Annotated in this window: 29 protein-coding genes; 11 read left to right on the top strand and 18 right to left on the bottom strand. The window is 60.0% G+C overall.

What is annotated here, in order from left to right; genetic code table 11:
- Positions 1-16: 16 nt before the first annotated feature.
- The 4 genes from FHT28_RS19910 to FHT28_RS19895 all read right to left on the bottom strand — a co-directional run bounded on the left by FHT28_RS19910 (position 17) and on the right by FHT28_RS19895 (position 3,307).
- Positions 17-1,411 carry a HAMP domain-containing sensor histidine kinase gene (locus FHT28_RS19910; RefSeq protein ID WP_168597113.1) on the bottom strand — a complete coding sequence of 465 codons (1,395 nt, stop codon included), beginning with the start codon at positions 1,409-1,411 and terminating at the stop codon, positions 17-19.
- Positions 1,401-2,072, bottom strand: a complete 672-nt coding sequence (locus FHT28_RS19905) for a response regulator transcription factor (RefSeq protein WP_037193750.1) — start codon at positions 2,070-2,072, stop codon at positions 1,401-1,403. The genes FHT28_RS19910 and FHT28_RS19905 overlap by 11 nt, the downstream gene beginning before the upstream one ends.
- 137 nt (positions 2,073-2,209) lie before the next feature.
- On the bottom strand, positions 2,210-2,458 hold the full coding sequence (locus FHT28_RS19900) for a hypothetical protein (protein ID WP_034507944.1): 249 nt from the start codon (positions 2,456-2,458) through the stop codon (positions 2,210-2,212).
- 540 nt (positions 2,459-2,998) lie between these two features.
- The gene (locus FHT28_RS19895) at positions 2,999-3,307 is read right to left on the bottom strand and encodes a Dabb family protein (protein ID WP_047559738.1); all 309 of its coding nucleotides are present in this window, start codon (positions 3,305-3,307) and stop codon (positions 2,999-3,001) included.
- A 146-nt stretch (positions 3,308-3,453) separates the two neighbouring features.
- Between FHT28_RS19895 and FHT28_RS19890 the strand changes: the two genes are divergently transcribed.
- The gene (locus FHT28_RS19890; protein ID WP_168597130.1) at positions 3,454-3,783 is read left to right on the top strand and encodes an MmcQ/YjbR family DNA-binding protein; all 330 of its coding nucleotides are present in this window, start codon (positions 3,454-3,456) and stop codon (positions 3,781-3,783) included.
- On the opposite strand, the gene FHT28_RS19885 is transcribed toward FHT28_RS19890, so the two are convergent.
- Entirely contained in the window at positions 3,761-4,246 is a 486-nt protein-coding gene (locus tag FHT28_RS19885) for a YcgN family cysteine cluster protein (protein WP_037193748.1), read from the bottom strand. The two genes, FHT28_RS19890 and FHT28_RS19885, sit on opposite strands and share 23 nt — an antisense overlap.
- A gap of 165 nt (positions 4,247-4,411) precedes the next feature.
- On the opposite strand from FHT28_RS19885, the gene FHT28_RS19880 reads away from it, so the two are divergent.
- The 3 genes from FHT28_RS19880 (at position 4,412) to FHT28_RS19870 (ending at position 8,004) form a co-directional block, all read left to right on the top strand.
- Complete coding sequence (locus FHT28_RS19880; RefSeq protein ID WP_168597112.1) at positions 4,412-6,607, top strand: transglycosylase domain-containing protein; 2,196 nt, start codon at positions 4,412-4,414, stop codon at positions 6,605-6,607.
- A gap of 268 nt (positions 6,608-6,875) precedes the next feature.
- A complete protein-coding gene (locus FHT28_RS19875; protein ID WP_168597111.1) occupies positions 6,876-7,463 on the top strand; it encodes a DUF1214 domain-containing protein in 588 nt (195 codons plus the stop codon).
- Positions 7,456-8,004, top strand: a complete 549-nt coding sequence (locus FHT28_RS19870; RefSeq protein WP_037193745.1) for a membrane protein — start codon at positions 7,456-7,458, stop codon at positions 8,002-8,004. Before FHT28_RS19875 ends, FHT28_RS19870 begins: the two co-directional genes overlap by 8 nt.
- A gap of 128 nt (positions 8,005-8,132) precedes the next feature.
- Here the strand turns inward: FHT28_RS19870 and FHT28_RS19865 are convergent, their stop codons facing one another.
- Positions 8,133-8,300, bottom strand: a complete 168-nt coding sequence (locus tag FHT28_RS19865; RefSeq protein WP_167669520.1) for a hypothetical protein — start codon at positions 8,298-8,300, stop codon at positions 8,133-8,135.
- Between the two features lie 522 nt (positions 8,301-8,822).
- Between FHT28_RS19865 and FHT28_RS19860 the strand changes: the two genes are divergently transcribed.
- The gene (locus tag FHT28_RS19860; protein ID WP_037193743.1) at positions 8,823-9,029 is read left to right on the top strand and encodes a hypothetical protein; all 207 of its coding nucleotides are present in this window, start codon (positions 8,823-8,825) and stop codon (positions 9,027-9,029) included.
- A 450-nt stretch (positions 9,030-9,479) separates the two neighbouring features.
- Positions 9,480-10,487, top strand: a complete 1,008-nt coding sequence (locus FHT28_RS19855) for a DUF2336 domain-containing protein (RefSeq protein ID WP_348645000.1) — start codon at positions 9,480-9,482, stop codon at positions 10,485-10,487.
- Between the two features lie 6 nt (positions 10,488-10,493).
- Here FHT28_RS19855 and FHT28_RS19850 read toward each other — a convergent pair whose 3' ends face one another.
- The 3 genes from FHT28_RS19850 to FHT28_RS19840 are packed head-to-tail and all read right to left on the bottom strand — an operon-like array spanning position 10,494 to position 13,440.
- Positions 10,494-10,853: a DUF1491 family protein gene (locus FHT28_RS19850; RefSeq protein WP_113119277.1), complete on the bottom strand. Its 360-nt coding sequence runs from the start codon at positions 10,851-10,853 to the stop codon at positions 10,494-10,496.
- Between the two features lie 48 nt (positions 10,854-10,901).
- Positions 10,902-11,933, bottom strand: a complete 1,032-nt coding sequence (locus FHT28_RS19845; protein ID WP_047559725.1) for a peptidoglycan-binding protein — start codon at positions 11,931-11,933, stop codon at positions 10,902-10,904.
- Positions 11,905-13,440 (bottom strand): ATP-binding protein, encoded by a 1,536-nt coding sequence (locus tag FHT28_RS19840; protein ID WP_173410555.1) that lies wholly within the window; start codon positions 13,438-13,440, stop codon positions 11,905-11,907. Before FHT28_RS19840 ends, FHT28_RS19845 begins: the two co-directional genes overlap by 29 nt.
- Positions 13,441-13,886: 446 nt before the next feature.
- On the opposite strand from FHT28_RS19840, the gene FHT28_RS19835 reads away from it, so the two are divergent.
- Together FHT28_RS19835 and FHT28_RS19830 are read left to right on the top strand one after the other, a co-directional pair.
- Positions 13,887-14,375, top strand: a complete 489-nt coding sequence (locus FHT28_RS19835) for a DUF5330 domain-containing protein (RefSeq protein WP_244655119.1) — start codon at positions 13,887-13,889, stop codon at positions 14,373-14,375.
- A gap of 128 nt (positions 14,376-14,503) precedes the next feature.
- Positions 14,504-14,926, top strand: a complete 423-nt coding sequence (locus FHT28_RS19830) for a SufE family protein (RefSeq protein ID WP_037194376.1) — start codon at positions 14,504-14,506, stop codon at positions 14,924-14,926.
- 175 nt (positions 14,927-15,101) lie between these two features.
- Here the strand turns inward: FHT28_RS19830 and FHT28_RS19825 are convergent, their stop codons facing one another.
- The 8 genes from FHT28_RS19825 to FHT28_RS19790 form a co-directional block, all read right to left on the bottom strand.
- Positions 15,102-15,533, bottom strand: coding sequence for a MucR family transcriptional regulator (locus FHT28_RS19825; RefSeq protein ID WP_034507962.1), 432 nt, complete (start codon positions 15,531-15,533; stop codon positions 15,102-15,104).
- 528 nt (positions 15,534-16,061) lie between these two features.
- The gene (mnhG, locus tag FHT28_RS19820; RefSeq protein ID WP_037193739.1) at positions 16,062-16,424 is read right to left on the bottom strand and encodes a monovalent cation/H(+) antiporter subunit G; all 363 of its coding nucleotides are present in this window, start codon (positions 16,422-16,424) and stop codon (positions 16,062-16,064) included.
- Positions 16,424-16,801, bottom strand: a complete 378-nt coding sequence (locus FHT28_RS19815; RefSeq protein WP_168597110.1) for a cation:proton antiporter — start codon at positions 16,799-16,801, stop codon at positions 16,424-16,426. The genes mnhG and FHT28_RS19815 overlap by 1 nt, the downstream gene beginning before the upstream one ends.
- Positions 16,798-17,271: a Na+/H+ antiporter subunit E gene (locus FHT28_RS19810; protein WP_037193737.1), complete on the bottom strand. Its 474-nt coding sequence runs from the start codon at positions 17,269-17,271 to the stop codon at positions 16,798-16,800. The genes FHT28_RS19815 and FHT28_RS19810 overlap by 4 nt, the downstream gene beginning before the upstream one ends.
- Positions 17,268-18,833, bottom strand: coding sequence for a Na+/H+ antiporter subunit D (locus FHT28_RS19805; protein WP_168597109.1), 1,566 nt, complete (start codon positions 18,831-18,833; stop codon positions 17,268-17,270). Before FHT28_RS19805 ends, FHT28_RS19810 begins: the two co-directional genes overlap by 4 nt.
- A gap of 3 nt (positions 18,834-18,836) precedes the next feature.
- Entirely contained in the window at positions 18,837-19,214 is a 378-nt protein-coding gene (locus FHT28_RS19800) for a Na+/H+ antiporter subunit C (RefSeq protein WP_037193735.1), read from the bottom strand.
- Positions 19,214-19,633, bottom strand: a complete 420-nt coding sequence (locus FHT28_RS19795; protein WP_092572868.1) for a Na+/H+ antiporter subunit B — start codon at positions 19,631-19,633, stop codon at positions 19,214-19,216. The genes FHT28_RS19800 and FHT28_RS19795 overlap by 1 nt, the downstream gene beginning before the upstream one ends.
- On the bottom strand, positions 19,630-22,005 hold the full coding sequence (locus FHT28_RS19790; RefSeq protein ID WP_168597108.1) for a putative monovalent cation/H+ antiporter subunit A: 2,376 nt from the start codon (positions 22,003-22,005) through the stop codon (positions 19,630-19,632). Before FHT28_RS19790 ends, FHT28_RS19795 begins: the two co-directional genes overlap by 4 nt.
- A gap of 379 nt (positions 22,006-22,384) precedes the next feature.
- On the opposite strand from FHT28_RS19790, the gene FHT28_RS19785 reads away from it, so the two are divergent.
- Positions 22,385-22,900 carry a hypothetical protein gene (locus tag FHT28_RS19785; protein WP_037193730.1) on the top strand — a complete coding sequence of 172 codons (516 nt, stop codon included), beginning with the start codon at positions 22,385-22,387 and terminating at the stop codon, positions 22,898-22,900.
- Here FHT28_RS19785 and FHT28_RS19780 read toward each other — a convergent pair.
- The gene (locus FHT28_RS19780) at positions 22,875-23,543 is read right to left on the bottom strand and encodes a hemolysin III family protein (RefSeq protein WP_037193728.1); all 669 of its coding nucleotides are present in this window, start codon (positions 23,541-23,543) and stop codon (positions 22,875-22,877) included. The two genes, FHT28_RS19785 and FHT28_RS19780, sit on opposite strands and share 26 nt — an antisense overlap.
- A gap of 310 nt (positions 23,544-23,853) precedes the next feature.
- Here FHT28_RS19780 and FHT28_RS19775 point away from each other — a divergent pair, with 310 nt between their 5' ends.
- Positions 23,854-24,720, top strand: a complete 867-nt coding sequence (locus tag FHT28_RS19775; protein WP_168597107.1) for a VOC family protein — start codon at positions 23,854-23,856, stop codon at positions 24,718-24,720.
- A 100-nt stretch (positions 24,721-24,820) separates the two neighbouring features.
- The gene (locus FHT28_RS19770; RefSeq protein ID WP_168597106.1) at positions 24,821-25,975 is read left to right on the top strand and encodes an AI-2E family transporter; all 1,155 of its coding nucleotides are present in this window, start codon (positions 24,821-24,823) and stop codon (positions 25,973-25,975) included.
- Positions 25,976-25,983 lie beyond the last annotated feature (8 nt).

Below are 25,983 nucleotides of genomic sequence, written 5' to 3'. Positions count from 1 at the left end.
GTCATCATGCCGTGCCTCACGCAACATCCTTCGTCAGACCAGGCAGAATTAGGCTGGCGCGAAGGCCGCCCCAGACACCGCGGGAAAGTTCCAGCCGCCCCTGATATTCATTGGTGATCTCGCTGACGATCGATAGCCCGAGACCGGTGCCCGGCTTGCTCTCGTCCAGCCTGCGCCCGCGCTTCATCGCCTCGCGGATCTGATCCGGCTCGAGGCCGGGTCCATCGTCCTCGACCACCAGTTCCACCCAATGACGCCGCACGGGATCGATGCCCTTGATTTCCGGCGGCGCCTCGCTCGCGGAAAGACGCACCTTGTGCTCGGCAAAGCGGGCGGCATTTTCCAGCAGGTTACCGACCGTCTCCTCCAGATCCTGCTGCTCCATGGCAAGAGCAAGATTGGGAGCAACCGACAGTTCGAACTCCTTGTCCGCATTGAGCCGCCGCATGACACGGACAAGCCGCTCCAGCGCCGGTTCCGCCTCGGTGCGCGCCAGCACGGATTCGCGCTGCGCCGCGATACGGGCACGGTTGAGATAGGATTGCACCTGCCCCTGCATAGCCTCGGCCTGGTTCTTCACCAGATCGCCGTGCGAGCGCTCCAGCACACGGGATTCGTTGAGCAGCACCGCGATCGGCGTCTTCAGCGAATGGGCGAGATTGCCTACCTGCATGCGGGCTCGCTCGACGATGCGTCGGTTGCTTTCGATCAGGGCGTTGACCTCATTTGCAAGCGGCAGGATCTCGCGCGGGAAATCGCCCTGCAAACGCTCGCTCTCGCCGGCACGGATGCGCTCCAGCGCCGCGCGGGCCTTATCGAGCGGCTTCAAACCGTAGAGAATGGCGAGCGCGTTGACGATGAGGCTGCCGACGCCGAAGCCGACGAGCGCAAAATAGAGGCTGTGGGAGAAATTGCGGACATCGTCCTCGACGACAGCGACATTGCCGGTGACGCGAAACCGAGCTGCATGGTCCGTATCGAACTGGATTTCGGTTTCAGCCACCTGCACGCGGTTTCCGAAGGCATCCGTAACGATGTAATAGCGCTGGTATTGCTTGTCGAAGGGTGCCTCCAGCACCGACAGCACCGGCAGGTTCGATGCGCCGAGGGACGGCGAGACCAGCGGTGTCGCGGTATAGGTACCGAGCGGTTCGACTATCCAGTACCAACCGGTCTTCGGCTGGGCGAAGCGCAGGTCGCCAAGCTCCGGCTTGCCAGATAACTCACCCTGATCGCTGATCGTGACCGAATTGATCACACTGGAAAGCTGTGCGCGCAACAGGTCCTCAAAACCGCGCTCGGCGCTCTTACGATAGATATTGGAGATAACCAGGCCGATCACCACCAGCGCCACGGCGGACCAGAGTGTGGTCAACAGCAGGACGCGAGCGGTGAGCGACTTAATTCGCATTGGTCGGAGCTTGGATTCGGTAACCAAGGCCACGGACCGTCTCGATCAAATCGACGCCCATCTTCTTGCGCAGACGGCCGACGAAAACCTCGATCGTATTGGAATCGCGATCGAAGTCCTGATCGTACATATGCTCGACCAGCTCAGTGCGCGAGACGACTTCGCCCTTGTGATGCATGAGATAGGCGAGCAGCCGATATTCATGAGAGGTGAGCTTGAGCGGCTTGCCGTCGACCGTCGCCTTCGAGCTCTTGGTGTCGAGCCGAACCGGACCGCAGATGATTTCCGAGGAGGCATGGCCTGCGGCGCGGCGGATCAATGCGCGGATACGGGCGAGCACCTCTTCGACATGGAATGGCTTGGCGACATAATCGTCGGCGCCGGCATCGATGCCGGCCACCTTGTCGCTCCAGCGGTCGCGAGCGGTCAGGATCAGCACAGGCGTGGCCCGCCCGGCGCCGCGCCATTTCTCCAGCACGGTGATGCCATCCATCTCCGGCAAACCAATGTCGAGAATGATGGCGTCGTAGGGTTCTGTATCGCCCAGGAAATGGCCTTCCTCGCCGTCAAAGGCCGTATCGACCACGTAGCCTGCCTCTTTCAAGGCCTCGGCGAGCTGGCGATTCAGATTGATATCGTCTTCGACTATGAGAATGCGCATGTTGGACCCAATTTCCCCGGTTCGAGAAACAGTACTGTAAATCGAGCTACAGTGGAATCATGGAAACGATAAGATTTTGCGTGAGATTCAAGGCTTTAGAACGTCCGCTGTGCGTTATGACCCAAGATGCTCATGCTTCACATCGGCACCTTCATCGTCACCTTGCGCGGACGCTGCCCGTTGCCCTGTACGAGAACGGTGATGACACAGCTATCGCCGGACGGCTGCGCGGAAAGGAGCTGCCCACCCGTCTTTTCAACGACAGCGGCCGCAGCCTCGCTGCAATCGCTGTTGGCGCGGGCCACCAGGGTCGACGTCGGCGCCGGCAAAACAGCCGAGCCGGCCAAGACGACCGCCGCTGCTGCTATGCTTAAAAATGAGGCCATGCTTCAGACTTCCCACAGGGACATTAACTTGAGCAAATATGTACCCAAACACGTCTGAATGGCAAATGAATGGGCTGTAATTTTCCGCTCGCAGGACGTGCAGCAAGCTAAAAATTGAATTTAACTATTTGAATCTATTATATGCGAAGTTCCAAAGCGGCGGCGGCGGCAGTTTATCGAATGCTATCGATGCCAATCTCCTATCCATGCTCATGTATCCGGTTGGCGGCAACATGCATAAATCCAAGACTCAGGCATTTTTAATCATTCTTGATTATCATTGCCTCATAAGCGCGTCATGATCGATCGCGCATGCTTGGCCAACCCAATCGGCCCTCAAGTGTTTTCCGAACGTAAAACACCAAGTTTTCCTTGAATCTTTTGAATCGGTTGAGGGCGCTTCTTCTGTAGAAGAGTCAGGAACCTTAGACGTTGATTCAAGGACCTCTCGCAATGAATCCACTCGTCGACAATCCGATTCCGTTCGAGCGCTCAATCGCTTGAAATGACTGGCGATGGAAGCTCCCGCCAAGGCTTCGTTCAGAACGGTTCGCGGATCGCGACCGTCGTCTCGTAATCGGCGGCAATCCGCATTTCCCGCAGCGGGCGAACGCGATCGATGGAGCGCTGATAATTCGGATGCGCCTTGTAGGCGGCGAGCGCGGCCTCGTCATCGAATTCGCCATAGACGACGATATCGACTTCGGTGCCGAGCTGGTCGGTCTTTACATTCGTGCCGATCTCCAGCAGGCGCGCATGCGGGATGGCGGTCAGGATCGACAGGCCGGAGCGGACGTCCTCAAGATTGGCGCGATCGGGAACGGTGAAGAAGACGATATGACGGATCACGCGACGGCTCCCTGTGCGTGTGCGAAGGCACCGCGCGATATCATGCGCGCGGAATCAATTCAATGAATCGGCCGCTCACCCATGAAACCGTTTCGTCGCAGGCAACCATTTTCCGCATCGCAGCCCGGCATGATATTGTCGTCCTCATGAAAGACGAGGATCTCATTGCCCTTGCTCTCGGGCTGCCGGAGACGGCAGAAAGCTCACATTTCGGAATCCGTGACTTTCGGGTGCGGAGCAAGATCTTCATGACTCTCCCGGGCCCCGATTTCTGCGTGGTCAAGCTGACGCCCGATCAGCAGCAGATGGCGCTGGCCACCTTGCCGCAGCATGTCGCGGCCGTGCCGGGTGGCTGGGGGCTCAAGGGATCGACACGGCTTTTCCATCACGGCGCGGATCGTGAGGCGGTAAAGGCGCTCGTGCGTCGGGCATGGCGAAACGTGGCGCCGAAATCTATGGCTTTACCGGAGGTTTAGGCTCCATGTGGTCTTCCACGGTCAACGGCCAGTCGACGACATAGTCCTCGAAATCGTCGAGCGCGACGTCGTTCTCGCTGATCGTGCGTCCCCGCGCGGAGACGCCGGCGATATGGACCGTTTCCGGATCGCCAGATATCAACGGGTGCCACCAATAGAGGTCACGGCCTTCGTCGACGAGACGATAGGCGCAGGTGGGCGGCAGCCATGCCAGCTCCGGTACCTTTTCCGGCGTCAACTGCACGCAATCGGGCACGAAATCCCAGCGGTTCGGATAGCTGGTGCATTGACAGCTTTCGCCATCCATCAGCTTGCAGCGGACCGACGTGAAATAGACGTCGCCGCTATCCCAATCCTCCAGCTTGTTGAGACAACAGAGGCCGCAGCCGTCGCAAAGGCTTTCCCATTCCGGCGTGCTCATCTCCGCCAGCGCCTTGCTTTTCCAGAAAGGTATCTCGTCCATCCTCATCATCCTCGCCGCCCAGGCAGGAAATTCGGGCCGCGGCATGCGTGTCTCTTGTTCTTTTCTCTAAATCAACCAATTATTCAATTCGCCACTCTATGAGATAATGGGCTTTGCGTGCGCCACAAGGAGACACGCAGCAGTATTGTGGTCGGGAAGTAGCGCGTGGAAGACCCATCCAATCCAGAAGACGGGCCGAAGACAGAGCCCGGGACGCAAGAGGAGAGCGGGGCCGGAAAGCCGCCGCGCCGGAAACGCTATTTCTTTCTGCGTATCGATTCATGGATCGACTCCACCTTGTGGAATGCCGGTTTTCGCCTTGGCGAAGCCTGGGAAGATATCACGATTTTCTTCCGCCGTTTCCGCATGCGCGGCTGGAAACGCATCGTTTTCGAACTGCTCGGCGAAGGCCTGACGCTCGGCGCGGCCGGCTCCGTCGTCATGCTGATGCTCGCCATGCCGGCTTTCGAGGCGACACAGGGCGACTGGCGCAACCGCGGCAACTTTGCCGTCACTTTCCTCGACCGCTACGGCAACGTCATCGGCCATCGCGGCATCATTCACGAGAATTCCGTTCCCGTAGACCAGCTGCCGGATTATTTCATCAAGGCGGTGCTTGCGACGGAGGACCGGCGTTTCTTCGACCATTTCGGCATCGACGTGATCGGCCTGTTCCGCGCAGTGACGGTCAATGCGCAGGCCGGCGGCGTCGTGCAGGGCGGCTCGACGCTGACGCAGCAGCTTGCCAAGAACATCTTCCTCAACAACGAACGCTCCATCGATCGCAAGATCAAGGAGGCCTTTCTGGCGATCTGGCTGGAAGCCAATCTGTCCAAGAAGGAGATCCTGAGCCTCTATCTCGACCGCACCTATATGGGCGGCGGCACTTTCGGCGCGGCCGCTGCGGCGCAATTCTATTTCGGCAAGAGCATCACCGACGTCAATCTGGCGGAGGCCGCGATGCTCGCTGGCCTGTTCAAGGCACCGGCGAAATATGCGCCGCACGTCAATCTGCCGGCCGCGCGCGCCCGTGCCAACGATGTGCTTTCCAACCTTGTGCAGAGCGGATTGATGACCGAGGGCCAGGTGATCGCCGCGCGGCGCAATCCCGCCTCCGTCGTCGACCGCGCCCAGATCGACTCTCCGGACTACTTCCTCGACTGGTCCTTCGATGAAGTGCAGCGGCTCGCCACGCGTTTTCCGGAACGCTCGCTGATCGTCCGCACGACTATCGACATGGGGCTGCAGAAGGCGGCGGAGGATTCGATCCAGTCCAGCCTGATGGAATATGGCGAGCGCTACCATGCCAAGCAGGGCGCCAGCGTTCTCATCGAAAGCGGCGGCGCGGTCCGCGCCATGGTCGGCGGCAGCGACTACGGCGAAAGCCAGTTCAACCGCGCGACCAAGGCGCTGCGCCAGCCAGGCTCCTCGTTCAAGATCTACACCTACTCCGTGGCGATGGAGAACGGCATGACGCCGACATCCACCATCGTCGACGCACCGATCACCTGGGGCAACTGGAGCCCGCACAACTACGAGAACCGCTATGAAGGCAAGGTGACGCTGACGCAGGCGATCACGCAGTCGATCAACACGGTTCCGGTGCGTCTGGCCAAGGAGAAGTTCGGCATTCAGCCCATTCGCGACATGGCCAAGGCCTTGGGCGTGGAGACGCCGATCCGCAACGACAAGACCATTCCGATCGGCACATCGGAAGTGACCGTGCTCGACCAGGCCACGGCCTATGCGGTTTTCCCGGCCGATGGCATGCAGTCGCGGCGTCACGGCATCGAACAGATCACCGGCTATGACGGCAAGGTGATCTATGATTTCAGTCGCGACGAGCCGTCCGCCAAGCGCGTCCTCAGCGAAAAAGCCACCTCCTACATGAACCAGATGCTGACACAGGTTCCGGTGATCGGCACCGGCCGCAAGGCAGCGCTGGACAACGGCATCGTCATCGGCGGCAAGACCGGCACAACTCAAGCCTATCGCGACGCCTGGTTCATCGGCTTTACCGGCAACTATACCTGCGCCGTCTGGTTCGGCAACGACGACTATACCTCGACCAACAACATGACGGGCGGCACGCTGCCGGCCATGACCTTCAAGAAGATCATGGACTATGCGAACCAGGGGGTCGTGCTGAAACCAATTCCAGGCATCAGCAATCCATTCCCGGTGCAGAAGCCGCAGACGGTGGCGGCCAAGAAGCCGGCGGACACGACGGATGGCGGCCTGCCGCCGCTCGTGCGACCGCGCTCGCTGTCGGTGGATTCCACGAAGATCCTTCGCGATATCGGTGAAAGGCTGAAGACGGCTCCAGCGCTCGAAGCGCAGAAGTTGGCTGCTGCGGAGTAGCGGTCGTTCGGGGCAAGAGGAGCGAGATCCGCGATTGGCCGCCGCTCCTTTCGGCTTTCCACCGAAAAGATACAGGAAAACATCTGAACTCGACATCCCAGCTGCGGGAGCAAGCAACCCCGGCAGATGCTCGCATTCACGAGGCTCCTTCGCGCGTTTTTGCCCATCGGTGATATCGAACCAACGCCGCCCGGCGACGCCCGCCCTTCCCCCTACCTTCAGAATCAGGGATAAATCGACACTGATTTGTCACGAGGACGATCCCAGGGTGTTCCGAGTTCCCCTTCTTGTTGCGCTTTCACTGCTGATCGCCTTTGGCGGCGGGATCGTGTTCACGCTTTTTGCGCTGGATGTGACCTCCGGTTTCGGTGCGATCAAGCTGGGCGTCTGGCAGGCGTTTCCGGAAATGCAAACAGCCGAGGCAGATCCCTATGCCAAGTCGCATCGCGCCCGCGCGGGCCGACTGCTCTACGGCACGGCGGAGGGGTTGGTGTTCACCGCTTCCGACGATAGTGCCGGCGGGCGGCTCACGACAAGTTGCAGCTATCGCATCAGCGGCCAGACGCCGCCGGCGCGGCTCTGGACGCTTTTCATCGCTGGTAATGACGGCGAACCGCTGGCCGGGCCTGCGGGACGACCGTCGATGATCAATTCCTGGATCGTGCTGCGCAATCCGGATTCAAGCTTCGACATTACCATTTCGCCCGACGCCCATGCAGGCAATTGGCTCGCGCTCCCCGCCGCGGGCAATTTTCGCTTGGTATGGACGCTGCTGGATTCGCCTGCGGCCAGCAATTCCGGGCTGATCGATCTGACCATGCCGAAACTCGAGAAGATCGGATGCGGCCATGTTTAGATTCGTTTTCGCTGTTCTGACCGGCCTATTCGGCGCAGCGCTGCTGCATCTCGTCATCATTCTGTCACTGCCGCATTTCTCGGACCGCGACGCCTATACCCGCGTGTCCGACGAAGGCGACGAAAACCATTTCTACATGCTCGACGACAAGGATGACGATGCGGGGCTTTCCAATACCGACCCCTATATCCGGACCGCCGTTTGCGCATTCGACATCGAAGACAAGCCGGTACACCTGACCGCCAAAGGCAAGGTGCCCTTCTGGTCGCTCGCCGTCTACGACGCGGCATCCAACGAGGTTTTCAGCATGAGTGACCGCACATCCGTCGGCGGGACGCTCGATTTGCTGCTGGCATCTCCCATACAGCTCACCGGCATCCGCAAGGCCCTACCGCCGTCCCTCGCGCAATCGATCCTCGTCGAAGTGCCGCGCACCCAGGGCTATGCGGTTCTGCATACGATGGCGCCGCAAGCCAGCTTCGACGATGCGGCCCGTGACTTCCTGTCGGAAGCCGGCTGTGACGAATTCAATGACAACTGAGAAGGGGCCAGAACAAAGTCTGAGCCCATGGCTAGCGGGACAGGCGCTGCGATCTGAAGGCTGCGTACCGCAGCGAAGATGTGTTGTCGCGATGCCGATCCCACCGCGACAGTCCATATGATGGGCAGCTACTTGCTTTTTGCCCGCTTGCCCCCCGCCCCCGGGCGGTCGGTTACGGTGTCCAGATGCTCGTAGCGAACGCCGGTAAATAGCAATAGTTTTGCTTCCACCGGCTCCTTTTGAGCGCGTGGCGGCATTCGCGATCGCCGCTCCGAAAGAGATATGATCTTTGCCATTCTCGTCTCCATTTGCGTCTCGAGACGGATGAACTTGCGACTGATTTCACCCTGCCCGTCCTCAGAGCGGGCTAGCGCTTCTTCCAGTCCCAGCCTCACACTTTGGGCCAAGACGAAAGACATTTACGCCTTCTCACGGTATTTACTGGACACCGTGGCATGGGTACCGGTTGTGGCTCCCATGCTAACTTTATTGACGACCGCATTCTGCAAATCACTGCTTTTGTCCGAATTCAGACATAGCGCGGTTAACAGAATGCTAATCATCATCGCATTTCACCCTAGGCACGAGTCGTCATACTCTCATAACGCTGTGAAGGCGGGATTAGTTTCACCAGCCGATAAAAAATCACTGGAATCGGTTTGGTTATGAAACCCTGCAATATCATATCCTTAAGTGAATCATGGGCGCCGCTGGCGAATAGGCAACCGACCAGCGCGTTGCAAAAAAGCGTCACGCAAATATTATTTGCGCTCACAGAAAATTAACGTATTGTCAAAGCGAAAACTGAGGGCGACGCAATGCATGCGACGGGCAATTCCGTCTTCTTACCTGAGGATGTCATGGTCCTGCGCGGGGCGCTCGATACATGGTGCACAGAGAAGCGGATCGATATCACAAGTGCTGAAGCCCAGCTCGCGGCCTCTGCGGCCATTGGCCTATTTCAGTCCGGCTACAATACCTCCGAAAAGCTGCTCGCCGCGCTGCGTGAGCAGAGAGGAATCTAGGCAACTTCTTCCCAATTAGACTGTGATCGAAGCGAAACGCGCGGCTTCAGACAAGCCTGCAATGCTTTATGGCGACATGCCAAGCCAAACCCCTATAGGTTGAGCCGTCACATCAATGCCTCGCTGCGAATGCGTTTTTGCAGCAGGGTGCTCCCCCTCGGCTGCAGCTTATCCGGCATAAATCCGGCCGATATTCTCGCGCAAGCTTAACGCGCAATTTTTATTGGCATTTTAATAAAGTTTTCATCAACCATTAACCTTGCCGGCCTTAGTCTTCTGTAAAAGCCAGATAAGGACGACCGTGTCCAAACCCGTTTCGACAATCGCCGCCGAAGCCGTTCCCAACGGTAAAAGGGCGACCCGGCCCGACCGGACAGAGGCGCGGTGGGGTACAGGTCCAACAATCCGGCTCCCAGCGTTTTTGTTCTGCGTATCAGTATGGGTGTTGGCGTGCGTGACCGGTTTCGAGACCTCGAAGAACCTGCGACAGTCCGCAAGAAGGACGTGGTTCTAATGGCGACGATCACCAGCTTCGAGGGCATGAACCATCCGTCGAAATCGGAACTTCGCCAGTTTGCGGAACTCTTCACCCCGGTTTTCCAGGCATCGTCCGAAGAGGCAAAGCGGCAGGCCGTTGCCGCCCTTTCCCAATGTCCGACAGTGCCTCAAGCCGTCGCCCTGTTCATCGGTTGCCAGCCGATCGCGATCGCCGCTCCGTTCCTCACCAGCTCGCAGGCGATCGATGACGATACCCTCATCACCATTGCCCGCACGCAAGGGGCAGCGCATGCGCGGGCAATCGTCCGCCGGCCGTCCCTATCTCCCAAGGTCATCGACGCGCTTGTCGGCCTGCACCAGGCCGAGCCCGATCGCGGCATAACGACAGCGGACGCCCCGGCGAGGGAAGCAACGCCGAAGACCGACCCGCTGGAATCAGAACGGCTGTCGCGCGAAGAAGCATTGCGCCAGCAAATCAAGCAGGCCGCTCGTCACCTGGCCCGCGACGATCAGGATCGCCTCGGTTTGCGCAGCCTCAGCGAAACGCAGGAAGCCCTGCTCGTACGTTTCGCGCGAGAACGCGATGCACTGCAGTTTGCCACCACATTGGCCGATGCGCTCTCCTCCAGCCGTTGGCTCACCGAGCGCATCATGATCGATACATCAGGCCAGCAGCTGGCGGTGACGCTGGTCAGCCTGGGCATGGGCCTGGCCGACGCCGTCTATTCGCTTGAGCGCTTCTATCCGCATCTTGCGGAGCGGCATGGCAGCGTCAGCCGCGCATGGCTGGTTCTGGATGGAATCGATACAGAGGAAAGCCAGGCAAGAGTGGATGCGTGGCGCCGCGCCGACAGCTATACTTATCTGCCACGGGACAATCCGGCCCCTCGCCCCGCCGAACCTCTCTTCGGCGCCAAGTCCGGTGCGATCCGGGAGCTGCGCGTGGTAGGCCGGCGATAGCGGCCGTCAATCCAGGGGATTGGGACGTTGGTCGACGAGCGGGACGATATCGGCGATATCGTCGGTCTCCAGTTCGATGATCCATAGATCCGGATCGAATTTCAGCTCGCGATCGAGTGTCTGGCGAATCTCGGCGGCTTCCTTGCGATTAATGCGGATCTCGAACAGGCGGGTGCCGCTCTCCTCATCGTCAAAGAAGCTCTGCGGTGCCGGGGCATAGAGGGTCTCCGACCCGTCACGGAACCGTTGGCGGATGAAGATCGCTCCGGCCTGCTCCTCGCCCTTCCGCTCGACGGCGGCAAAGTCGCCCCGGGCGAACAGACGCCGGGTCAAGGCGGACACAAAAATGTCGCTGCGCAATCTCATGGCCGAGCTATAACGAGAAGCGGCCGGCGAAGCAATTGAACGCACGCGCTAAAGCGCGCCGATATCCTGCAGCTTCTTCAGGACGGCGATGTTCGGCTCGCCGGTTTCCGGCAGGCGATAATGCTTCTGGAACCGGCGGATGGCGGCCTTGGTCTGCTCGCCGGCGACGCCATCGATGCTGACGTTGCTGTAGGCGATGTTGCTCAGACCCTTCTGGATCTGCATCACCATGTTGACCTTGTCGACTGCATCGCTCGGCGTGGCCTTCGCAGCGACTGCGCCGGGCTTCATGTTTTTCTCGGCGTTCTGGATGGCGGCGGCAACCGGGTCGATGGCTTGCGCGGTAGCCGACACATTGACGGGGCGCTCCGCAGGAACGGTCGCAACATTCGTCTTGCCGGCAGGCACAGCGCCGGCATTGGCCGCCTTCAACGCGGCCAGGAGCTCGGGTGTGGGCGCGCCCGTCTGGGCCAGGCCGGACGCCTCCTGGAAAAACAGAATGGCAGCGGTCGTGCGGGATCCGGTAACGCCGTCGGCTGCGCCATCATAAAGACCATGGCGGATGAGTTCGGCCTGCACGTCGGCAACCAGCTTCGATGGCGTGGCGGCCGGCGCTTGTCCGGCGGTCGGGCTCGCCGCCTGGCCCGCCGCGGCAGAAGGCGTGGAACCGGTTGTGGAAGCCTGTCGCTCGATGCGGAATGTCGTGACATTGCCGGCATCGGCCTGCTGCGCATGCAGGAACGACTTGCGGCCGGGGATCTGATAGGGAGCGCCAGGATCGCGGGTACGCAGCAAGGGCGACGGATGCGCGCCTGGCTGATACCAAAGCGCATTGGCGGTTACAAAGCCGAAAACCCCGAGGAAGAGAGCAACACCGCCGGCGATTGCCGGATGCCTGCCGACCGCACCGCCGACCAGACCGGCAAGAGCACCCGCGCCGCGCAGCCCAAGGCCGCCCAACGCGGCGCCGCCGCGCAGGCCGAGGCTGCCCACGGCAACCGCTCCACGAGAAGCGAAGCCGGGCTGCTTGCGCTTGCCCTTACCTCTTCCCTTAGGCGATTTTCGCTTTTGCGGGGCCATTCATCTCTTCCTCGTTTCGCCTTTCATTCGTCTCCATAGTATGTTTCAGGCGCGGCGGAAAATCGACGGGGCGATTGGCATCCACAGACTGTTGTGTCGTCAAGGCGGCCGAACCGTCGAACGGAATAAGGATTGTGATCACCGTGCCCTCGCCTGGTGCGCTGGCGATCGAGAAGCTTCCGCCGTGCAACGCCACCAATCCCTTGACCAGCGACAGGCCGAGGCCGGTGCCGGCGTAGCGGCGCGTATAATCGTTCTGGATCTGCACGAAAGGCTGCCCGAGCGAGGCCAGCCGCTCGCTTGCGATGCCGATCCCGGTATCGCCGACCGAGAGCTTCAGCATCCCGTCCGCCAATGCCGCATCGACGGTGACGGCGCCGCCCGCATCGGTGAACTTGATCGCATTGCCGACGAGATTGATCAGAATCTGCTGGAGAGCACGCTGGTCGGCGACGATCTCGCCGAGGCCGCGCTGAACGCGGCTCGTCAAGGTCAGCCCCTTTTCCTTCGCCTGCAGCGCCAGCATGGCTTCGCATGCGGCAATGGAGTCCTCGATCGGGAAGGACTCAAGCATAAGCTCATAGCGCCCGGCCTCGATCTTGCTCATATCGAGCATGGTATTGACCACGGACAACAAATGCGCGCCGGACTGGCGGATCAGGCCGACATATTCCCGCTGCCGATTGTTCTCCAGCTTGCCGAAATATTCGCCGCCGAGAATATCGGAGAATCCAAGGATCGCATTGAGCGGCGTCCGCAGCTCGTGGCTGACGGCGGCAAGGAAGCTTGACTTGGCGTCATTGGCCGATTGCGCCTCGGCGGTCTTGCGCGCGGCGTCCTCGCGAAGCTGCTTATCCTGCGAGATATCCCGCAGCTGGCCGACGATCGTCGTCAATCGGCCTTCGCCGTCGCGTCGTGCCGTCAGCTCCATGCGGACATGGACGAACTGCTCATCCCCGCCCATGACGGTCGAGCGTTCCAGGCGCAGGTCTACGCCGAATGCATCGCGGCCCTGACGCAGCACATCGACCGCCTGCAGAAAAAGGATCCGGTCCGAAACATGAATCTGTTCGATGAAGCCGCGACCGGCCGGGTCCCGCATCCAGCTCAGGAATTCCGCGCGATCGCGGCCGCCAACCGTAGTCACATTGCCTTGTGGATCGAGCAGTAGGACGAGCCCGAAAGCGGCTTCGAGCATCAAGTCATGATGCTCGACGATGACCGCCTCGGTGGTTTGGGAATCAGGTCTCTGGCGCGACAGCGCGATGCTGCCGACAGCCGAAAACAGGAACGCGGCGCAAACGGTGGCGACGCCCGCGGGCAGTGCCACGGCCGGGCTTGTGACAAATGAAAGCCCGATGGGAACCGCAAAGAGAGCCACGGATGAGGCAAGCGCAAGCCGGCGCAGGATCGCCAGTTCCTGCCCACGGACTTCGCTATTCCCGTTCGTCCGGGAGAGCCAGCTTCCGCCTACCCGGTCTACGAAGGCTCCAGCCCCGACAGTCATGTTACTCAATACGCGCACACTACAACCCGTCAAAACGGTCACTTATTGGACCTCACAATAGGCTCTGGCGACTTAAGGAAAGAATAAAGGAAAGCCCCGCCGGCTGGCCGAAAAAGCTCCAAAATCCCGTTTTGGCGCAGAATGCGGGACCTTTGTTTTTTGTGGTTAACAGCGGGTAAGCAACGGATTTTATTTAGATTTCCGTCGTGCGTTAACTTTTGCGACAGGGCCTGTGGCCGCAAAGCCCTGCATATCAGGCGGATAGGGCGAGACATGCTTAACAGCAATCGCTACAATTTGATCTAAATGCGGTTCGAATTCGGAAAGCTAAAATTTGAATCAAATTAGCCGAAAATGCCGAGGAGTTTTGAAAAGTGATGTTGTCCTCTGCCGGATAGGGTTCGAGCCACATCGGACAGACAAGTCCGAATCGGCGACCGAGCCGGATGACAGAGAAAGTGGGCAAGGAAATGTGGTTTCTCATTAGAACAGGGTTCTGGTTCTCGCTGGTTCTCATGTTCCTGCCGATCTTCGCGAAGCCCGAGGGCGACCCCCGCCCGGCGGGAGAGCCAACCGTGCAGGTCTCCGACGCGCTTTCGGCCGCCACAGGCGTCGTCCAATATGTCGGCGCGATGTGCTCCGAGAAGCCGGATGTCTGTATGAAGGGCGGTGAAACGCTGACGGCCCTCGGTTATCAGGCCCGCGACGGCGCACGCGTCGCCTACGACATGCTCGGGCGCCACTTCAAGGATCAGTCTTCAAATTCTTCCGTCAACACTGCGGCAGCGCGCGTGAGCCCCGAACAGGTCGTCGCCACGACCCAACCGATGCCCGTCAAGCGCGTCATCGGCACCGAAACCGCCGACGTGTTGATCACCGGCACGGTCAAGCTGCCCTCTTCCGTGCCGCTGCCGATGCCGCGTCCGCGAACCTGACGCCTTTTCTTTGGCCCACCTTGCGCGCCGCAGCCTCGACAGGCCAGCGGCGTTCTTTTTATCCGCGGGTTCAAATCGCCCGTCGTTTCGCCTATATCCAAAGTCGATGGACAAATTGGATCGATTTGATGGCAACGCTTGACAAGATCATCGAGGACTTTTCCTTCCTGGACGACTGGGAGGATCGCTACCGCTACGTGATCGAGCTCGGCAAGGCGCTGCCCGATCTACCGGAAGATAAACGGACGCTGGAAAACAAGGTGCAGGGCTGCGCCAGTCAGGTCTGGCTCGTGACGCATGCGTCCGGCGACCCTGAAAATCCGGTCCTGACGTTCGAGGGAGATTCCGACGCACATATCGTGCGCGGGCTGGTGGCGATCGTGCTTGCCATTTATTCCGGCAAACCGGCGTCCGAAATTGCCGCGCTCGATGCGCTCGATGTCTTCGGCAAGATCGACCTCGTCGAGCATCTCTCCTCGCAGCGCGCCAATGGACTGCGCTCCATGATCAAGCGCATCCGCGAAGAAGCCCGCGTGAGAGCCGCAGCATAGGCCCGGCTGGCGTCACGATGATAGACAAAACCCGGCTCGCAAGCCGGGTTTTTCTGCAGACCAGCTAGGGCGGTTACGCGTCTCACGGAATCGCCCAACCGCCCTACGTGATTGTTATTGCGCAATTCCGGACGGAAAACCGCTACGCACTTTTCCTGAAATCGCTCCTGGGCGCTTAACGAGTGCCGCGCTTGCGACGCTGGCCGAGACCCATTTCCTTCGCAAGCCGTGAACGTGCTTCCGCGTAGGCCGGCGCCACCATCGGGTAGTCAGCCGCCAGATCCCATTTCTCGCGATATTCTTCAGGCGAGAGACCATGATGGGTCATCAGGTGACGCTTCAGCGACTTGAAGCTGCCGCCGCATTCCAAACAAGTGATTTGATCATCCTGTACAGATTTGCGAACGGATACGGCCGGCTTCTGCTTTTCAACCACGGTAACGGCAGGAGCCGGAGCCGAGGTGCTGCTCAAGGCGGAATGTACGTCGGAAATCAGATTCGGAAGGTCGCTGACCGGGACGACATGGTTGCTGACATAAGCCGCGACTATATCGGCTGTCAGCTCAACCAGTAACTCGTGCCCATTGCCAAGGGCCGTATCTGTCATTTTGTTCTCCTGTTCATCGGCTTGCCTGCTGGCCGCGCCTCCATCGAGCGCGCAAGGCACAGCATTGCTGTATAAACCGCGCGGAGCCCCGGAAATCATATCGATTCCAGGTCTCGTTGCGCCAGGCAATCCGCACTAACGCATTGCCCGCATTCGTAGCAGCCTCCAGCAAAAAGCGGTGCTTTACGCCACGTTTCTTATCGCGTGAAATCCACCCCTAGACGTCATGCGACGAAAACCGCTTCTATACCGTCTGATGTCAGAATTAGTGATTAGGGAAAATGATCCCCAATCATTAACCGGAAGAAAGCTTTGTTCAGCTTTGCTCCAAAGAAAGATCAAAGCATCGAGAACTTATACCCGGTCGAGACTAACTCAACATCAAAACTCTACTTGAATCTGAATTAGCACTCTTTACCCAAATGTCCAGTTTTTAATCCCATCATTTCTTCTCAAAAATCTCATCTATTAAAAATAGATAACTAAAGAGGCGAACATGTATTGCTTTTCCGACAATCTTTGCGTTTGTTAGCGCCTTGTTTTGGACAGGCGCTTCGGCATTTGTCCCGTCAACAGTTCGTCTCTCACCGAGGGCAAAGTCAACCGATGACCGGCCTTATGTGCCGCGCGTGCAAGAAGATGCGCCGAAATCGGCGCGGTCAGCACGAAGAAGACGAAACCTGCCAAGGCACGGGCCAATATCGATAAGTCCTGCGAATGAATACCGACTGCAAGTAGCAAAAGACCGGAACCAACAGTTCCGGCTTTCGACGCGGCATGCATGCGGCTGTAGAGATCGGGTAGACGAACGATACCGATCGCGGCGATCAGCGAGAATAGTGCGCCGGCCAACAGCAGAGCGGCAACAATGACAGCCCAGAACAATTCCACTACCGCCCTCCCTTCTGCCGACGACTATTCTTGCGGGTTTTCTTGCCCTGCTGCGCGTTGCCACTGTCCCGCGCCACGTGAGGTTGCACCGGCGCTTTGGACTGCGCGTGCGTGAGGATGAAACGGGCAAAGGCAACGGTAGCAAGAAAGCCGACAAGGCCAAGCGAAATGGCGATATCGATATAGAGCGTGAAGCCGGTTTTGATGGCGATGACGGCGATGAAGCCGATGGCAACCGCCACCAGCATGTCGAGCGCCAGAACACGATCCGGCAGTGTCGGGCCGGCGACCACGCGATAGACGGTCAGCAAAAAGGCGATGCTCAGAATGCCGAGCGCCACCATAGCGGCGGCCGAAACGATGGATGCGGTGATCATCGGAAAGCCTCCATGATCCGACGCTCGAAGCCCTCGGCAATGCTCCGCCTGATGGCGTCCGGATCGGAACAGTCGAGCGCGTGCACGTAGAGGATCTTCCGGTCATCGGAAACATCGACGGAAAGGGTGCCGGGCGTCAACGTGATGAGATTGGCAAGCAGCGTGATTTCGAAATCGCGGTCGACTGTCAGCGGGAAGGCGAAAATCCCAGGCTTTACATCCATCTTCGGGCTCATGACGGCCATGGCGACGGCCCAGGCGGATTTGGCAAGCTCGCACAGAAACAACAGCAACAGCGCGAGTATTCGGCGGACACGGCCGAGGTAAAGGACGCCGCCATAGGATGACCGCACGATCCCAAGCGCAACGGCCGCAAGAAGAAAGCCGAACACCAAATTCATGAAGGAGGCGCTGCCGGTGACGGCGACCCAGACGATGGCAAGCAGCAGATTGAAGACGAACAGGATCATTGCACGCCCCCAGCAGCAGGAAAGACAGAGTGCAGATAGGCGGATGGCTCTTCAAGGTCTGCCGCGGCGCGCTGCGTCAGATGCAAAAGGCGCTCCGGGAAAAGGCCGAAACCGACGACCAGCGCGGCAAGAGCGAGAAGCGGCAGACCGGCCTGCCATCTGATCGGCTCAACGGCCACAGCGCCTCCCTCACTCCCCGGGCGCCAGTACGCCAGCAGGAAGACCCGGCCGAAGGCGATCGTCGTGAGGAAACCGACCAGCAGGATCGCGGCGGCCAGCCACCAGGCGCCTGTTGCAAGCGCCGCCTTCACCAGGACGACCTTGGGCCAGAAGCCGGAAAAAGGCGGCAGGCCGCTGACGGCGAAGAACAGCACCAGCGAGAGGCCCGCGAACCAACCGCTCCGCCGATAAAGCCCACCGAGCGAAGTCAGCGAAAAGCCGCCGCCGAGCCGGGCGGCCTGGCCGGCCAGCAGGTAGAGCGCCGTCATCAGCACCATCGAGTGCAGCGCATAGAAGATCGTCCCGCTGAGACCATCGGCGCTACCGAGTGCCACGCCCGCCAGCATCGTGCCGATGCCTGATATGACCATGTAGCCAAGCATGCGGCGAATGTCATTTTCGCCGAGCGCGCCCAGCACGCCTGCAAGCATCGTCGCGATGGCGACGACGGTAATGACCGGGCCAAGCTCGGCGCGCTCGACGGGCAGCAACATGACGAGAACCCTGATGAGAGCATAGACGCCGACCTTGGTGAGCAGGCCGGCGAACAGGGCCGAAACGGTGATGCGCGGCGTGTGATAGGAGGCGGGAAGCCAGAAATTAACGGGGAAGGCAGCCGCTTTCATGCCGAAGGCGAGCAGGAACAGGCCTGCCAGCGTCATCAGCGGCCCGCTGCTGTCGCCAGCCCTCGCCTTCATCGCGATGTCGGCCATGTTGAGCGTGCCGAAGATGGCATAGAGATAGCCGACGGAGACCAGAAACAGCGTGGTGGCGATGAGATTGAGCACGGCATATTTCAACGCGCCGTCGATCTGTTCCCGCTCTGAACCGAGGATCAGCAGGCCGAAAGACGATATCAGCAGCACCTCGAACCAGACATAGAGATTGAAGACGTCGCCGGTCAGGAAAGCACCGCTGACGCCGGCAAGCAGCAGCAGCAGAAATGGGAAAAAACCATAGCGGCGCCCGCTGGTGACAATCTCGCCGAGCGAATAGATGCCGCCCGCGAGCGCGACGATAGCCGCCGTCAGGGCCATGATCGCGCCGAGAAGATCGACGCTGAAGGCGATGCCGAACGGCGGCAGCCATCGGCCCATCACCATCGTCACCGGCCCATCGCTGGCGACCCTGTAAAGCAAGGCGGCATCGACCAGCACCAGCAGCAGCAAGCCGGGAATGGCGATCCAGGCGTGCCATTCCGTCCGGTTACGCAACATCAGAAGTATCGCACCAAGGCTGATGCACAGGGCCACCGGCAGGATCACCAGCCAATGCCCGAGCGGCACTGGCGCAGCCACCAGCGCGGCAGAGAGATCGACAGCGGTGTCGGCTGGTCCTGCCATTCGTCAGTACCCCAAAGGCGGCAGCGGCCGCTCGTCCGGTTCGGCCACCAGCATCTCGCCGGTATTGTCCGTCTTGAGGTCCTGATAGGCCCGGTAGGTCAGGACGAGCAGAAAGGCGAGAAACGAAAATGAGATGACGATCGCCGTCAGGATCAGCGCCTGCGGTAGCGGGTTGGCAGCAGCCAGATCGAGCGTAGTCGCACCTCGCGGGATGATCGGCGGCACCTCGGGAGTTACCCGGCCGGCGGTAAAGAGCAAGAGGTTGACGGCATTGCCCAGGATCGCGATGCCGAGCATGATGCGGATCGAGAATTTCGACAGCATCAGATAGATCGCGACCGTAAAGAACAGGCCGACCAAAGCGGAAAAGACGACCTCCATCAATCCACCTCCCGCTCTTCGAGCGCGAGCGCGATCGAGGTGATGGCGCCGACGACGACCAGATAGACGCCGATATCGAAGAGCATGACGGTGGAAAGCGGCACTTCGACGCCGAACAGATGCGGATAGATCCACAGCCCGGTCATGAACGGCACGCCGGAGAAGACGGACAGGAAACCGGCGACGGTCGCCGCCAGCAGGCCGAAGCCGGCAATCGCCAGCGGATGAAACATGATCGCGCGCCGCACCGCCGTCACGCCGCAAGCAATGCCATAAATCGCCAGGGCGGAGGCCGCGATCAGCCCGCCGATGAAGCCGCCGCCAGGCTCGTTATGGCCGCGCAACAGGACAAAAACGGAAAAGAGCAGCATCAGTGCAGTGAGAAACGGCGCGGCGGTGCGGAAGATCAGCGTGTTCATGAACGCTCAGCCTCCAACTTTTCCTCAAGATCAGGATCGTTGGCCGCAAGCTTGCGCTCGCCACCCGCCCGGATGCGGATCAGCGCCAAGATCGCAAGCCCGGTAATGGCCACAACGGCGATCTCGCCGAGCGTGTCCGTGCCGCGGAAATCGACGATGATCACATTGACGACGTTGTCGCCATGGGCGATCAGCTTCGAATAGTGATTGAAGAAGGCCGTCAATGTCAGGTCGAAGGGTGCCTGCGTCGCCTTCAGCAACAGGAGGCCGAAGCCGACGCCGCAAGCAATCGCAAGCGCGGCATGGGCGACCATTTTCAACGGCGGCCGGCGATCCGAGGAAGACAGACGCAGCCGCGTCATCACCATGGCAAGGATCACGACGGAAAGAGTCTCGACCATGAATTGCGTGAAAGACAGATCCGGCGCGCCGAACAGCAGGAAGATGACGGCCACGGCAAAACCCTGAATGCCGAGCGAAACGATGGCGGTCAGCCGGTCGCGCGCAAGGACGACGGCAGCAAGCCCTATAACGGCGATGAGGAAGATCGTCGCCTCATGCCATTGCAAATTCGGCCATGAGGGGATTGCCGGCAGTTCGCCATGGATGATGAGCGGGATCAACAGCGTGGCTGCAAGGCAAACAAAGGTCACGGTGACATAGATTTCCAGGCGGCCGGGTTGCAGGACGCGCGAGACGAGGTGTGACAATCGCACCAGGCTGGAAATGAAGCCATCAAAGCCGCGGTCCGGCCCCGGGCCCAGAGCCCGCAAGACGACCGACATGAAAAAGCGGGCGCGATCAAGCTTCCAATAGACAAGGATGCCGATCAACACGGTCGCCACCGACAGCGCAAGGGGCAGACCGACATGCGGGACGAGCGACACCGATATCTGCAATCCCTTGCCGCTGACAGCACTGGCCATCGGCGACGAGACATAGGCATGCCATAGACCCGAGAGCAGAGCCGAAGCGAGACCGAGCAAGGCAAGCACTACCGGTCCGAGCCAGAGCAGTGGAGGCGCCTCATGCGGATGCTGCGGCGTCTCGGTCGTCGGCCCGACGAAGGGCCTCAGCGCCACGGCAAAGGCGATGGCAAACATCAGCGCATTGCCGGCAACGGCGACGATCGTCAAAATGATCGCGCCCGGCGAGGCCTGTGCCAGAGCCGCATAGATCTCCTCCTTGGCGAGGAACCCGAAAGCGGGCGGCAGGCCGCCCATCGAGATGGCGGCGATCAGGGCGGCAGCGAAGGTCAGCGGCATGGCGGAGCGCAGGCCGCCCAGGCGCGTGATATCTCTCGTTCCCGTCTCGTGGTCGACGATGCCGGCGATCATGAACAGAGCGCCCTTGAACAGCGAATGCGCCACCAGATAAAGGACGGCGGCTTCGACGGCGTAATCCGAGCCGAAACCGGTGAGCAACACGAGCAGGCCTAGGGAGGAGACCGTCGTATAGGCCAGCTTCAACTTCAAATCGGTCTGCCGTATGGCAAGCAAGGTTCCGACCAGCAGCGTCGCAGCGCCGAAAATCGGGAGGATCGTCTGCCAGGCCATCGTCCCACCCATGGCCGGATTGAGCCGCATCAGCAGATAGACGCCCGCCTTCACCATGGTGGCGGAGTGCAGATAGGCCGATACGGGGGTCGGCGCTTCCATGGCGTTCGGCAGCCAGAAATGAAACGGAAATTGCGCCGATTTGGTGAAGGCGCCGCCGAGCACCAGGATCAGGGCTGCGAGATAGAGCGGGCTCCCGCGCAAGGCATCGCCGGCTTTCAGCAGGTCGGACATCGAGCCAACGCCGGTAATCTGCCAGATGAGCAGCAGGCCCGCGAGCAACAGCAGCCCTCCGCCGCCGGTGACCACCAGTGCCTGCAGCGCCGCCCGGCGCGACGCCTCCCGCTGATGATCGAACCCGATCAGCAGGAAGGAGGTGATCGAGGTCAATTCCCAGAAGACGAACAAGGTGAGGAAACTGTCCGAAACGACAAGGCCGAGCATCGAGCCCATGAACAGGAAGATGAAGGAGAAGAAGCGCCCGAGATCCGCATGCCCCTTCAGATAACCGCCTGAGTAGAGAACGATCAGCGTGCCGATGCCGGTGATGAGCAAAGCAAAGGTCAGCGACAGACCATCGAGCAGCCATGAAAAGCGCAAGCCGAGGCTCGGCACCCAATCGAAACCGCCCCGGACGACCTGCCCTGAGGCAATGTCGGGGAGAAACCTCGTAAAATGGAGAAAGGCCAGCGCAGGAAGCAGCGCCAACGGCCAAGCCGCATGGTGCCCAAACCACCGAACGATGACGGACGCGATCAGCGCACCGAAAAAGGGCAGACTTAGAGCCAGGAATGTCAGGCCCGCGAAACCGGCCATGTCCTCTCCCTGCTGAACACCAATGCGGAATCCGGCATGGCCGGAGCTAGGTTGCAGGGATAGGCGAAAGGCGGGACCGTCTCAAGTCCTGCGGGAATAAAACCGGGATTAAACCACTGAAATCGGCTTTCGGCAGGAACAGCCTACAGGTTGAGGATGCGCACCATGTTTCCGACAACGATCGTTTCACAGCATCGAGGCTCAGAAGTCCGGCACAAACGGCTTCCGTGTCGAATAAGCCGCTAAACGTGCATGGCTCGCAATGAAGCTGTAACGAATTTAGGCTATTTTATTCTTATTCTTAGAATCGCTATGGAATTTCTGCTGAAAAATGCGCTATTCTTGATCGGTTTGCAGATCCAGCCTCCCGGAAACCGCAATGCTCGCGCGCCTGACCGCCCTCCTGCTTCTTTCCCCTGCGTCGGCGTTTGCCGCCGACTGGTGGTCCTATGACAATACGGGCTTCGGCTATGCGATCGAGCTGCCGTCGGAATTTCATCTCTCGGCCCCATCAGACGATGCCAACCGCCTTTCCCTGTCGCCGGCGGATCGATCTGCCATGCTGCAGGTTTTCAGCACGATCATCCCCAACGGCGACTTCTCGACGGAAGCGAATGTGCGCGTGGCGCTCGCCAAGGATCAGGGCTGGAAGATTTCCTACTCCAAATCGAACTCGCGCGGCATCAGCTTCTCCGGCACAAAGCAGGGTCGTATCGTCTATGTGCGCGGCGTAGCCCTCTGCAACGGCGGAGCGGCCTTTTTCCAGATGGATTATTCGAAGGCGGACATGCAGCGCTACGACGCCATGGTCATGCGCCTGGTGCGCAGCCTGCGCCCCACGAAGAAATGCACGCCGACGGCGCAGGTCGTCAAAAGTTTTCCGGTGACAGGCTGAAGCACGTCAACACCGCCGAATAGTGCACGGCGGCGGCGGCAATGACAAAGCCATGCCAGATGGCGTTCTGGAAGCGCAGCTTTTCCCAGACATGAAAGATGACGCCGAGCGAGTAGATCACCCCGCCGATGACGATGAGCAGCATCGACGCGAACGGGATATAGGTCGAGACCGGCTTGGCCACGATCACGCCGCTCCAGCCCATGACGAGATAAAGCAGGATCGCCAGCCGATCGTAACGCCCCGGAAAGAAGCATTTCAGCACGATGCCGAAGGCTGCAAAAGCCCAGACTGCGATCAGCATGGCAAGCAGCAGCGGATCCTCCGCGCCGCGTTCGAGAAAGGGTGTGTAGGTGGCGGCAATCAGCACATAGATGAAGGAATGATCGAAACGCCGCAGGAACCATTTGGTATGCGATACGGGCCAGGCATTGTAGGCGAAGGACATCCCCAAGGTCAGCACGAGACCGACACCGTAGATCCAGGCGGCAGCGATCCCACCGTAGGAGCTCCAGACGGTCGCGTAGAAGATCAATACGGTCGCGCCGATCAGCGCAAAGACGACGCCGACGCCGTTGACAATGCTGTCTGCGATCACTTCGTATCGATCATAAGCCCAGCGAATGCCTCTATATTCGGCCATCTGTGCGCGTTCCAATTCCGTAGCAGCCCGATTCTTGCACCTCACCGAGGTGGAAGCAACCGCACCAAACGGGCATTTCAATAAATCTTCGTGAACGCGTGGAGTATCTCGTCAACAGGGAGCGAACGCTCAATCCGCAATTTCTGGCCTTCTGTGAACAATCGAAATCCGCCATATAGGATGGCAAGTACAGCGGGCGAGAGGACATCGAAGAGGCATATCAACCGGCGAAAAATCTCCCGCCCACCGCTGACGGTTTCCTGCCGTCCACGCCGGTTGCCTTTCCAGAACATCGAGGTTGGAATAACCCATGACCGAAACCGCCCCCTCCTATGCGCTGACGCGTCCTGCCTATGTCGGCCAATCGCATCTCGTGGTCACCGACCTGCCGCTGGTGTCGCGCTTCTATCAGGACATGCTCGGCCTCAAGGTGGTCGAGAAGACGGCAAGTGGCGAAGTCCTGGGCGTCGCCGGCCAACCTCTCCTGACCCTCACAACGGATCGCGCGGCCGTGCGCGCGCCGCAAACGGCGGCTGGCCTGTTTCACACCGCCTTCCTCATGCCGAGCCGGATTGAACTCGCCCGCTGGCTTCGTCATGCAGCACATAATAACGTCGTGCTCGAAGGCGCGTCCGACCACATCGTCAGCGAAGCCATCTATCTGTCGGACCCGGAAGGCAACGGCATCGAGATCTATGCCGATCGGCCACACGAGCAGTGGACGTTCCATGGCGACGGCACCGTCGAGATGGCGACCCTCAGGCTCGACTTGCAGCAGCTCTATGAAAGCGCTCCGCAGGACCGCTGGGACGGTATAGCCGAAGGCTCGGCGATCGGCCACATCCACCTGCAGGTCGGCGACGTGGCAGAGGCGAACGCCTTCTATCGCGACGTTCTCGGCATGAAGGTCATGGCCGCGCGCTATCCCGGCGCCACCTTCCTTGCGACCGGCGGCTATCACCATCATCTCGGCGCCAACACCTGGAACAGCCGCGGCGCGGGAGTGCGCTCCGAACACATGACCGGCCTTTCTGACTACACCCTGCGCTTCAACGACAAAGCCTCGCTCGATAAGGCCGTGGCCGCCCTCGACCAGCATGAGATCAAGACCCAGAAGCGCGACGGCGGCGTTTCGCTGCGGGATCCCTGGGGCATCGGGCTGAACCTGGTCGCGTAATTTGCCCGGCTGACCAAGCATGACAAGGCCCGTTCCGGAACTGGAGCGGCCCTTTCGCGTTTTAGTGGTAAGGCGATCGTGCCTTCGGGGATTTGATGGGATGGAGATCGATAAAATCGCCGGCAGGCATGCAAGCGGAACGGCGGCGCAGGAAAGCGGATCCGGGGCGGGCGGATATGGCAACGAAGCCGACGCGGCCGAACTGGCGGATTATCCAACAAATGGCAAACTTCATGTCGCCGCCTCATGGGCGACCATAGGCATCTTCCTCATCCTGGCGCTTGCAGGCGTCTATATGATGTCGATGATCCTGATTCCGGTGACGCTTGCCGTCGTGGTCGGGATGATCCTTGGTCTTGCGGCGGAGAAACTAAGCAGACTTGGCGTGCCCCGTGTCCTCAACGCCATCCTCCTGTCGTCGGCGGTAGCACTGGCCATCGTCCTCGTCGTCAACGCGCTCGCCGGGCCGCTGGCAACGCTGGCTCAGGAGGCTCCCGATTTCTTCCAGCGAACCTCCGATAGGCTGATGCCTTATCTCAACCGGTTCAAATGGCTGCATATTTCCCCGGAGACTTTCCAGAGCGGTCCCATGTCCATCACCACGCTGCTGGAAAACAGCGGCAATGTCTTGCATCTTCTCTCCAGCAATCTCACACCGGCCATCGTTCAAATACTGATCTTCTTTGCTGCGCTCCTGTTGTTTCTCTCCGGCCGGGTTACCCTGCGTAAAACGATCATCATGACCTTTTCCAGCAGGGAGTCGAGACTGACGGCAATCCGCATCATCAATGCGGTGGAGCGGGTGCTCGGTTTTTATTTCGCCACGGCCTCGCTGATCTATGCCGGCATCGGCGTTGCCATGACTGTTATCGCTTATGTCGGCGGTATGAGCGTGCCGATACTCTGGGGCGTATTTGCCTTCCTCTCGAGTTTCATCCCGTTCCTCGGCGTGACGACGATGACGATTGCGCTCGCGATCGCCGGCATCATCACGCAATCGGACATCATCTTTGCTCTAGCGCCGGCTGCGGCCTTCTTTGCTGTGCATCTTGCGGTGGAGAACCTGGTGTTTCCCGCGGTCATGGGCCGCCAATGGGAGCTCAACCCCTTTGTCGTGTTCCTCGCCATCATCTTCTGGACATGGATGTGGGGCGCCATCGGCGCCATGCTGGCGCTGCCGCTTTCGCTGATCGTCATGACCGTCGTCGATGAACTCTTCATCGAGGAAAAAACCCAGCCGCAATTGCCAGGCTGAGACAAACC

Origin of the sequence: Rhizobium sp. SG570, assembly GCF_012275345.1 — a bacterium.
Classification (GTDB): domain Bacteria; phylum Pseudomonadota; class Alphaproteobacteria; order Rhizobiales; family Rhizobiaceae; genus Rhizobium; species Rhizobium lusitanum.
Note: the sequence above shows the minus strand (reverse complement) of the source record. Positions and strands in the feature narration are given on the sequence as shown.